Below are 9443 nucleotides of genomic sequence, written 5' to 3'. Positions count from 1 at the left end.
GATTCGCTATCAGGATGACCCGTGCTTTACGGGCGGACGGGGCCGGGAGGTAGTGAGCGATGATTTTATCTATGCCCTGAAACGGATTGGGGACCCTTTCCTGCAAGCACCCACGTCTAGCCCAGTTTTTGACCCCTTGTCTCAGGTGATTGTTGGATTGAAAGAGTTTTATGAACGGGCTAAAAAATCTGGTAAGACCGATTACAACCAGCCAATTAGTGGCATCCAACGGGTAGACCGCTACACCTTTACCATTCGCCTGAAGACCCTCTATCCCCAGTTGCGCTACTGGATGGCGACCCCTTCCTTTTTCGCCCCCGTCCCCACCGAGGCCGTGGCCTACTACGACGGTGAAGTCCATGATGGCGTACGCCGCGAACGCTTCATGTTCCATCCCGTCGGCACCGGAGCTTATAAGCTCAAGGAATGGAAGCGCAACCAGAGCATCGTGCTAGTCCGCAACGAGAACCACCGCCATAGTTTCTTTCCGACCACAGGCGATCCAGGTTCTGCCGAAAAAGGGTTACTCGTTGATGCGGGTAAGCCTTTACCGTTTATTGACGAAGCCCGGTTCAACATCATGCGCGAAGCCATTCCGAGTTGGACCTTGTTTCGTCAAGGTTATTTAGACAGCTTGGGTAAAACCGCCGCTCGTCGTCAGAGCCAGAACATTGTCGAGCAGGGGATTACAGCGGATAACCAACTCACTGGGGATTTCGCCAAGTCCGGGACCAAACTTGAACAGGTGGCTCTCTTCTCAGCAGATACGATTTCCTTCAATATGAAAGACCCGCTTTTGGGCAAGAACAAGAAGTTACGGCAAGCTCTCGCCCTGGCCTATAACTTTGACCGCTTCAATGATTTTTTCTACAACGGTACCAAGATTAAAACTGAGAGTCCGCTCCCGCCGGGACTTTTTGGCTACGACCCAGACTACAAAAATCCCTACGGTCGCCAGGATGTAGTAAAAGCGAAGATTTTACTCAAAGAAGCGGGTTATCCCGACGGAATTGACCCCAAAACCGGGAAACCCCTGAGTGTGGAGGTAGTTTATCCCTTCCGGGGTCCTGAATCGCAACGGGAGGCGGAGTATATTACCGAGCAGTTTCGAGCCATTGGGATTAACGCCCGGGCCAACTTGGTCACCTTTGCTGAATCCCTCAACAAACAGGACCGGGGGAACTTCCAGATCATCCGCAACGGTTGGTTTGCTGATTACCCAGACCCAGAGAATTTCATGTTTTTGTACTACTCCAAAAATCCGGGGGTGGTCAACACAAGCCGCTATGAGAATCTTGAGTTCGACCGTCTGTTTCTACAGATGCAGAGTATGGAAGATGTCCCAGAACGCCGGGTCATCCTCCGCAAAATGGTGGATATCCTGAACGAAGACTGTCCAGTGATCCACACGTACCACGAAGCCTTCTACATGCCCTACGGCGTTTGGACGCAGAACGTTTTACAACACCCCGTTGCTTACAACTTGATGAAATATTACAAAGTTGACCCGGTGCTGCGGGAACAAAAGCAACGGGAGTGGAATCAACCCAACTATCTTTTCGTCTTGGTCTTGGCTGGACTCGCCAGTGTCGCCTTCATCCCGGCTGTGCTCTTACGTAAGGACCGTTAATGCTCACCTACCTGTTGCGCCGTGTGTTCTACACTTTACCCATTATTCTTGGGGTGATGCTGTTGACCTTTTTCTTGTTTTTCATGGTCTCTAGTCCTGAGAATGTCGCCCGTAAACAGTTAGGGAAGAACCCATCCCCGGAGTTGATTCAGAACTGGCTCAAGACCCACGGTTACGATAAAGCACAGTTTATCAACTTACCCTTTGACCCCAAGTACAAGCCGGACCAGCCCTGGTACGAGAGTCAATTTACCAATCACATGCGGGCGACGCTGCTATTTCAGTTTGGACAGTCGGATGTGAATGGCGAGGATATCAGTCAGCGTCTTTTAGAAGGCGCGGGACCCTCGGCTCTGATTACGTTACCAGCTTTCATCATGACGCTCTTGGTGACGGTGAGTCTGTCTTTAGTAATTGCCCTTTACCGGGGAAGTTATCTGGATTGGGGCGGGATGTTTATCTGTGTTCTGTTGATGAGCCTGCCGATCATGGTCTATATCATTGCCGGACAGTGGTTGTTAGGGTTGGTGTTGCGCTATTTCCCAGTGTTTGGGTTTGCTGAGGGCGGCGATAGTCTGCGTTTCGTCCTCTTACCCGTAGTCATTGGGGTCTTGGTCGGATTGGGGAGTTCAGTACGATTCTATCGGACGGTAATGCTGGATGAGATTGGGCAGGACTACACGCGTACAGCAAGGGCCAAGGGGTTATCGGAGCGGGTGGTGTTATTTAAGCACGTCTTAAAAAATGCCCTCATTCCCATCCTCACCAATGTGGTAGCGGACCTACCCTTGCTCATCCTCGGTTCTTTATTATTAGAGAACTTCTTTGGGATTCCCGGTCTGGGCAACTTGACCGTGTTTGCCATCACTGAGTTGGATTTTTCCTTGTTACGGGCCTTAGTCTTCTTGGGCTCACTGTTGTACATTGTGGGGCTGTTGTTGACAGATATCTCGTACATCTTGGTAGACCCCCGCGTGAGGTTGGAGTGATGTTGGATTTAGTCGAGAGTGCGCTTTTTATCAATTTGGCAACCCTCACAATACTGCTCTTGTTCGGCTGGGCGGTGTGGAGCTTGAGTCGGCAGGAATTTATTCAAGAGGCTTGGCGCAGGTTACAACAAAACACCGTCGCGATGGTCTGTCTGGGGGTAATTGGGGTTTATGTGGCGATTAGTTTAGCTGATTCCTTGGTCGTGCCACTTAAAGAGGGTGTAGCTGTTCGCAACTATTCCTTAGTTGACCTGCTGTACAAAAATGTCCCTCAAGAAGAGGGCTACAGTGCCCCCTTTGCCAAAACCACCTACAAAACCCTGAATGCTAAACCCCTCAAAGGCTTCCATCCCCTCGGTACGAATGTATTGGGCGAGGATGTCCTCAGAGAAACCCTAAAAGCCAGTCGCACCGCAATCATTGTTGGTGGCGTGACCTGTCTGATTGCCATCCCGATTGGACTGACCTTAGGTATTCTGGCGGGTTTCTACGGTGGGTGGGTAGATGATACGGTGCAGTACACCTACTCCGTGGTCTACTCGATCCCCGAGATTTTGCTATTTCTCGCGCTCTTTTTGGTCTTAGGCCAGGGTTTACCGCAATTGTGTCTCGCTTTGGGGGTGGCGACCTGGGTGAACCTGTGCCGTCAGATTCGGGCGGAGACGATCAAGCACCGAGAGCGGGATTATGTGTTGGCAGCCCGTGCGTTAGGGGTCTCGGACTTCCAGACGTTGCTGCGCCATATCCTGCCCAATGTGATGCATATTGTGGTGATTATCTGCACGCTGCGCTTCTCAGCCCTAGTTCTCTCAGAGTCGATCCTCAGCTACATCGGGATTGGGGTCGGTGCTGAGACTTCTTCTTGGGGCTTTATGATCAACGGGGCCAGACAGGAGCTAGCCCGTGAACCCTCGGTTTGGTGGGTCCTCGTGGCGGCGACCGGAGCTTTGTTCGGTCTGGTGTTGGCCTTCAATATCTTGGGTGATGCCGTGCGCGATGCCCTCGACCCGAAACTAAGGACCCGATGAACACCCTCACCCTACCCACCCCAGTGGAATTTGCCGAGTTGTGTATGTTGAACCGGGACCTACGGCTGGAGCTAACTGCTTAGGGAGAACTGGTTATTATGGCCCCCGCTGGTAGTGGCGGTCTAGCGGGCGGGGCACCGGGACAGGTTGGACAGAACTCAGTCGAGCGTCAAGTCGCCAAAAACTTTTCTACATCTCTCAAAGCTACAGGTATAGCCGGTGTGCTTTTGAAGTGAGTCGCCAAATGCTTCCGGACGGCCCGGTACTTCTCTAGAGTGCGAGGAAGTAAAGTTTTAGCCTTGTAGTCCATGAATTTTCTAAACAGGACCGTAACGGCCTGAGTATTCACTACTGGTTTATCAAGAGCGGCGTAAAACCTCTAGCTTTAGCCGTGGGAGTGTCAAATCTAGTTCGCTCTGATGTGCCTTGATCTGGGCTAATTTTTGGTTCGGTGGGGTAACAGGGAGTCCTAGGCTAAGGGTGTATTGCTTGCCCTGATATCGCCATCGTAAGTGCAAACGACCCCAGAATTCTTTGACGGCAACGGTACCAGCGGGTGCTTTGAACCGAGTATCGCCCGTTTCTTGATACTCACCTGATACTCAAATCTACCCTGACGCGCCCAAAGATGTCCTGAAAAAGCGAGGATACCATACCTTTAGACTCAGGTTCCCAGGAACTCTAAATGGTTAAAAGCCTGTGCTGGAGAGGGTTTCAAAACTTGGGCGTTACTGGATTTGAACCAGTGACCCCTTCCGTGTGAAGGAAGTGCTCTACCGCTGAGCCAAACGCCCGGACCCCCAGTATACACAACCCCTACACTGGGAGGTAGGAGCAGGGAAAATGGACTGGACCCAGGGTTCTCGGTTAGAAGTGACGGTCATGGACCTTGCGGCGGGTGGGGACGGGGTGGCGCGTTGGGAGAATCGGGTCGTCTTTATCCCCAATACCGCGCCGGGAGACCGGGTACAGGTGCGTCTTGTCCACGTCAAACCCCGCGAAGCCTTTGCCCAGGTGGAGACCTTACTAGAGCCTAGTCCTGACCGAGTGCGTCCCCGTTGCATCGTGGCGGATAAATGCGGGGGCTGTCAGTGGCAGGTGGTAGACTACTCCCGTCAAGTGCAGGCTAAGCAGACGTTAGTTACCCAGACGCTCGGGGTGCCCGTCCGTCCGCTGTGGGCGGCTTCTGAACCCTTTCATTACCGGAATAAAGTCACCTATCCCCTGGCTTACAACCAGCAGGGCCAAGTCGCGGCGGGCTATTACGCCCAAGGTTCTCATAAAGTTGTGAATATCAATCAGTGCCCGGTCCAGGACCCCCATTTAGATGAGGTCTTGCCGGGGCTTAAACAGGCAATTCAGGACCAAGGCTGGTCTATTTACAATGAAACAACCCGAGTCGGACTGTTGCGCCATTTGGCTCTACGGGTCGGGCGACGCACCGGAGAAGTCCTTGTTACCCTGGTCGCTACGGCTGCCCCACCGGGGATTGAAGCGTGGGCTAAGCGGGTGCTGGCCTTCCCGAGTATTGTCGGGGTGGGCTGGAACCACCAAACCCAACCGGGCAATGTGATTTTTGGGAACCAGACTTACACAGTCCAAGGTCGGGGCTACCTGCGTGAGCTTTTTTGCGGATTAGAGTTTCACATTGCAGCGACCACGTTTTTCCAGATCTACACCGAACAGGCTGAGCGACTGGTTCAACAAGTCGTCCAAGAAGCTCAGCTTACGGGGAGCGAGACCGTGGTGGACGCCTATTCAGGGATTGGAACCATGGCTCTACCCCTGGCTCGTCAGGCCCAGCGGGTCATCGGAATCGAGCGGTGGGGCGAATCGGTTCAGCAAGCCCGCGCCAATGCTCAACGCAACAACATTACTAATATTGAATTTAATCAAGGGGCTGTTGAAGACTGGCTACCCCGGCAAAAAGTCGCTCCAGATGTCCTGTGTCTGGACCCGCCACGTAAGGGCTGTGACCCAGCCGTACTCAAAGCTCTCCTGAAATATCCGCCCCGCCGTATTCTCTATGTCAGTTGTAATCCCGCAACGTTAGCCCGCGACTTAGCAGTATTGGGTGGCGGGTATAGTCTGGAGTCAGTTCAGCCCGTAGACTTCTTTCCCCAGACTTACCATGTCGAGTGTCTCGCCGTCCTCCAGCGGACCTAAGCGAAACTCCGTCCCCCTAAGAGACCCACCGCTGTATTCACAATCGCAATCACCAAGGCACCCAACAGCGCGGGCCAGAATCCAGCAATGGCAAACCCGCTTACCAGTTGTGCTGCCAGCAACAGACCGAGGGCACTGATGATGAAGGAAAATAGCCCTAAGGTGATGATGTTGAGGGGTAGCGCAATTAGGTTGAGAATCGGCACGACTACGGCATTAACGACACCAATCACCAGAGCTGCAATTAGGGCCGCCGTGAAGGTGGTAACAGTGAAACCAGGGACAACGTAGGAAACCACGATTAGGACCACTGCCGAAACCAACCAGCTAATCAAAAAACTGACCATGGGGGTACTCCTGAGATGACTTTTTCATTCTCAACGCTTAGGGTGATTTACCCATCTCCCCACCGATACATTTAGAGCCCAACCCCAAGAGCGATTGGGTACATTAGAAGTGGTCCCCGACAGCCCTGTACCCTAATGTCTTTTACCCTGTACATTGTTCTGGACCAGACGTACCCGACTTACTTAGATCTTGCAATTCTCGCTGAAGGCAAGCGTTATGGTGTGCAGCACCTGGGTACGGACCCTGAAGATGAACAACGCCGCCTCACGCTGAGAGTTCCTGGTCCCTTTGACCGTTTAGAGAGCTACGTGCGGGATGTCCAGATTGTGTTGCAGTCCCATACTCTCATTCATCCGCGCTCGGGTCGCGACATGGGTGTGGCCCTATTTTTTAAGCCGGACGACTCCGAAGATGTGCGGCAACGACTAGAGAAACTACTCTAGACAACACCCTACCCGACTCCACCTTGCCAATCCTCCGCCCTCAGACATAGCTCAATAACTATGTAGCAAGGTAAAAAGGACACAAGCCAGCTTGGGTAACTTACCCTTGGGGAGGAATAACGATGACCATGGCCACCACTCGGATCGTGCTACCGCCTGCCCTACTCCTTGACATCAGCAGTACCCGTCGGCAGCACGGCGTAAAACTTGAAGCTCTAGCGCGTTACCAACGCTTGACTAATTACCTCGCTGCCGCGCAGGTCTATCTCAAAGACAATTTTTTGCTCAAAGAACCACTCCACCCGGCCCACATTAAAGACCGTCTGCTTGGACATTGGGGCACCTGTCCGGGGATCAATCTTATGTACGCCCACCTCAATCGTCTAATTTGTCAGCATGACTTGGATATGTTCCTGGTGACGGGACCGGGCCACGGTGCGCCCGCCAACCTCGCTAACCTCTATCTAGAAGGTAGTCTCCAGGACTATTACCCGGCCTTGACCCGTGATGCAGCCGGGTTGGGGGAGTTGGTTAAACTTTTTTCCTGGCCGGGGGGCTTCCCGAGTCACCTCTATCCCGGTGTGCCCGGTACGATCCACGAGGGGGGCGAGTTGGGCTATGCGCTGGCGACGGCTTTCGGGGCGGTAATGGATAACCCGGATCTCATCGTGGCCTGCATTGTCGGAGATGGCGAAGCGGAGACCGGACCCACGGCGACAGCTTGGCACAGTTATAAGTTCCTGGACCCCAAGGAATCGGGGGCGGTCTTACCCCTTTTGCACCTGAACGGTTATAAAATCTCGAACCCGACGATTTACGGCACGATGAGCGATGACGAACTCAATCATCTTTTCACGGGGTTTGGCTGGCAAGTACGAATTGTCGGTAATAACGGGGATCTAGATGCCGACTTGTACGCTTCTTTGGATTGGAGCTACGGCGAGATCCGGCGGATTCAGCAGGCTGCCCGTACTCAGCAACCTATTCCGCAACCCCGTTGGCCCCTCTTGATTGTGCGCTCACCCAAGGGCATGACAGGGATTGCCACGATGGACGGTAAACCCATCACTGGCTCCTACCGTTCCCACCAAGTGCCGGGGAAGGATTTACAAAAGAATCCCGCCCATTTAGCAGCGGTAGAAACTTGGTTGCGCTCCTACCGGATTGAGGAACTCCTGGATGACCAGGGGCGGCCTAACCCGGAAATCCTCGACCAGTGCCCCCAGGGTGCGCGGCGCATGGGTTCCAACCCCCACACCTTCGGCGGGAAAATCCTACGGCCCTTGGTTCTCCCTAAATTGACGGACTACGCGGTACCCGTGACTCCCCATGGAGCCTGTCAACGGGGACAGTCGCACACCAGTAGCGTCAGTGCGGTGGCGCAGTACCTCCAGGCCGTGATTCAGCAGAACGACCAGACCTTTCGGATTTTTTGTCCCGATGAACTGGTTTCCAACCTCCTGGGGTCCGTCCTCGACGTGACGCAGCGCAATTATCAATGGCCCACCCAACCCGAGGATGAGGGCATCGGTCCCGATGGTGGGCGCGTGATTGAGGTGTTGAGTGAGCATACCTGTCAGGCTTTTTTGCAGGGGTATCTGCTCACGGGCCGCCATGGGTTGTTCCCTTCCTACGAAGCCTTCCTGGGGATTGTCACCACGATGATGGACCAGTACGCCAAGTTCCTCAAAATGTCGGGGGATTTTCCCTGGCGGTTGCCCGTGGCCTCGTTGAATTATCTGGAGACCTCGACGCTCTGGCGACAGGAACATAACGGCTTCTCGCACCAGAGCCCCGGCTTCATCAATGCGGTCCTCAACAAAAAAGCCAAAGTAACTCGCGTCTACCTGCCGCCCGATGCTAACTGTCTCATCAGCACGATGGACCACTGTTTACGTAGTAAAAACTACGTCAATCTCGTCATCGCCAACAAACAACCCCTCCCCCAATGGCTCTCGATGCCCGAAGCGGTGGCCCATTGTCGGGCTGGGGCCTCAGTCTGGCCCTGGGCTAGCACCGACGAGGGGGTAAACCCGGATGTCGTCCTCGTTGGGATTGGCGACAATACGACCCTCGAAGTGATGGCGGCAGCGCATATCTTGCGTCAGGAGTTCCCGCAACTGCGCGTCCGGGTGGTCAATGTGACGGACCTCTTGGTCTTGGAGGAGGACACCGAACATCCCCACGGTCTGGACCACACCCTATTTGCAGCCCTTTTCACCCCAGACCGTCCGGTGATTATCAACTTCCACGGCTACCCGAGTGTGGTGAAGTATTTACTGTTTAACCGACCCCACCAGGAACGCTTTCACATCAACGGTTACCAGGAGGAGGGCACGACTACCACGCCCTTTGATATGAATGTCCGCAACGGCACCAGCCGCTACCACCTGATCCAACAGGCAATCCGGTTGGCCTCACTCCACAATCCCCACGTAGCCGTCCAAGCCAACGAACGGATTTCTCACTATACCTATGTGCTACGCGACCACCGCCGCTACATCCAAGAACACGGCAGTGACCCGGAGGATGTCACTCACTGGCAGTGGTGCTGATGCAGGTCTTGGTCTTGAATGCGGGTTCGAGCAGTCTTAAGAGTGCGCTTTTTCAATTACCCAATGAAACTCCGCTCTGGGCGGGGAGTTTAACGGGTACAACCCTCAAAACTACAGTTGCCGGGAAAACGACAACGATTTCTGTCCCCCCAGCCGCAAACCCCACTGCTCAACTGATTGAAACCCTCTGGGCGGGTCCTAATCCAGTTCTAACGGGACCCCAAGCCATCCAAGCGGTCGGGCATCGCGTTGTTCATGGCGGGCCGGATTTCCAGACCAGCATT

At 53.9% G+C, this 9443-nt stretch carries 8 protein-coding genes, 1 tRNA gene and 1 pseudogene; 7 read left to right on the top strand and 3 right to left on the bottom strand.

Annotated features, from left to right (window positions below):
* The 3 genes from HFM78_RS11170 to HFM78_RS11160 all read left to right on the top strand — a co-directional run.
* A partial coding sequence (locus HFM78_RS11170) for an ABC transporter substrate-binding protein (protein WP_287129526.1) occupies positions 1–1630 on the top strand: 1630 nt, incomplete at its 5' end.
* Positions 1630–2619, top strand: coding sequence for an ABC transporter permease (locus HFM78_RS11165; RefSeq protein ID WP_287129525.1), 990 nt, complete (start codon positions 1630–1632; stop codon positions 2617–2619). The genes HFM78_RS11170 and HFM78_RS11165, both read left to right, overlap by 1 nt.
* Positions 2619–3647 carry an ABC transporter permease gene (locus HFM78_RS11160; RefSeq protein WP_287129524.1) on the top strand — a complete coding sequence of 343 codons (1029 nt, stop codon included), beginning with the start codon at positions 2619–2621 and terminating at the stop codon, positions 3645–3647. The genes HFM78_RS11165 and HFM78_RS11160 overlap by 1 nt, the downstream gene beginning before the upstream one ends.
* A gap of 359 nt (positions 3648–4006) precedes the next feature.
* Here the strand turns inward: HFM78_RS11160 and HFM78_RS16360 are convergent, their stop codons facing one another.
* Both HFM78_RS16360 and HFM78_RS11155 read right to left on the bottom strand, forming a co-directional pair.
* Entirely contained in the window at positions 4007–4165 is a 159-nt protein-coding gene (locus HFM78_RS16360; RefSeq protein WP_396032843.1) for a hypothetical protein, read from the bottom strand.
* Between the two features lie 204 nt (positions 4166–4369).
* Positions 4370–4441: transfer RNA gene (locus HFM78_RS11155), tRNA-Val, on the bottom strand.
* A 49-nt stretch (positions 4442–4490) separates the two neighbouring features.
* Here HFM78_RS11155 and rlmD point away from each other — a divergent pair.
* Positions 4491–5813 (top strand): 23S rRNA (uracil(1939)-C(5))-methyltransferase RlmD, encoded by a 1323-nt coding sequence (gene rlmD, locus HFM78_RS11150; RefSeq protein WP_287129523.1) that lies wholly within the window; start codon positions 4491–4493, stop codon positions 5811–5813.
* Here the strand turns inward: rlmD and HFM78_RS11145 are convergent.
* Positions 5810–6160: a phage holin family protein gene (locus HFM78_RS11145; protein ID WP_287129522.1), complete on the bottom strand. Its 351-nt coding sequence runs from the start codon at positions 6158–6160 to the stop codon at positions 5810–5812. The two genes, rlmD and HFM78_RS11145, sit on opposite strands and share 4 nt — an antisense overlap.
* 135 nt (positions 6161–6295) lie before the next feature.
* Here HFM78_RS11145 and HFM78_RS11140 point away from each other — a divergent pair, with 135 nt between their 5' ends.
* The 3 genes and pseudogenes from HFM78_RS11140 to HFM78_RS11130 all read left to right on the top strand — a co-directional run.
* Complete coding sequence (locus HFM78_RS11140; RefSeq protein ID WP_287129521.1) at positions 6296–6604, top strand: hypothetical protein; 309 nt, start codon at positions 6296–6298, stop codon at positions 6602–6604.
* Between the two features lie 122 nt (positions 6605–6726).
* On the top strand, positions 6727–9159 hold the full coding sequence (locus HFM78_RS11135) for a phosphoketolase (RefSeq protein WP_287129520.1): 2433 nt from the start codon (positions 6727–6729) through the stop codon (positions 9157–9159).
* Positions 9159–9443, top strand: a pseudogene (locus tag HFM78_RS11130) (acetate kinase); the annotation flags it as partial. The gene HFM78_RS11135 and the pseudogene HFM78_RS11130, both read left to right, overlap by 1 nt.

It is taken from the genome of Candidatus Cyanaurora vandensis, assembly GCF_013285555.1.
Classification (GTDB): domain Bacteria; phylum Cyanobacteriota; class Cyanobacteriia; order Gloeobacterales; family Anthocerotibacteraceae; genus Cyanaurora; species Cyanaurora vandensis.
The sequence above is the reverse complement of the archived record's forward strand: the minus strand, read 5'-3'. Positions and strand labels throughout refer to the sequence as shown.